Genomic DNA, 770 nt, shown 5'->3' on the forward strand with positions numbered 1-770 from the left:
AGGCCGTGGCGGTTCTCCATTAAGCCATGCCCCATGAAGCACAGCTTCGCTTCCTTGCCCTGTCCCTTACGGTAGAGTCTGGCGTCGGGATCGGTGGTCGAGGCATGCGTGTCGTTCGACCGCTTCTGGCCATGGAAGTCCGCTTCGGCGTTGCGGCCGCCGCCTTCAGCCGGCGGCTCGCCAGGACCACCGCTTGGGCCGTCCTTCGGCTTGACGCTCTTCATCGAAGCCCATGCCTCGATCAGCGTGCCGTCGACCGAGAAGTGATCGCTCGACAAAAGCTTCTTCACCTTCGGCTGCGCCAGCACCGCGGCTAAGAACTTTGCTGCGATGTCGCCTTCCAGCAGCCGGTCACGGTTCTTGGAGAACACTGAATGGTCCCACGCCGCGTCGTCGACGCCGATGCCGACGAACCAGCGGAACAGAAGATCGTATTCCAGCCGCTCCATCAAAAGCCGCTCCGAGCGGATCGAGTAGAACGCCTGCAGCAGCATTGCTCGCAGCAGCTTCTCGGGCGGAATCGACGGCCGCCCGATCGGCGAATAAAGCGCTGCGAACTCCTGCTCCAGCGCAAGCAGCGCCTCGTTCACGATCAACCGGATCGCCCGCAACGGATGATTGCGCCGCACCCGCGCCTCAAGATCAACATAACTGAACAGCTCGCCAGACCGTTCGTCCTCGCCGCGCATGCCTCGATCTCCGAATCTCTCCGGAGACACTGAATCACGCTCATAGCCCTGCGGCGAGCGACTTCTTCAACAGCCTGCTAG

The 770-nt window shown here is 62.2% G+C and carries 1 protein-coding gene; it reads right to left on the reverse strand.

All coding sequences use genetic code 11. The annotated features are described in order from the left end of the window. Nucleotides 1–689, reverse strand: a 689-nt coding sequence (locus tag G6N73_RS36040) for an IS5 family transposase (protein ID WP_165034593.1), incomplete at its 3' end; no start/stop codon positions are given. Between the last annotated feature and the right edge of the window lie 81 nt (nucleotides 690–770).

This window comes from Allomesorhizobium camelthorni, assembly GCF_011045125.1.
In the GTDB taxonomy this organism is placed as follows: Bacteria; Pseudomonadota; Alphaproteobacteria; order Rhizobiales; family Rhizobiaceae; genus Allomesorhizobium; species Allomesorhizobium camelthorni.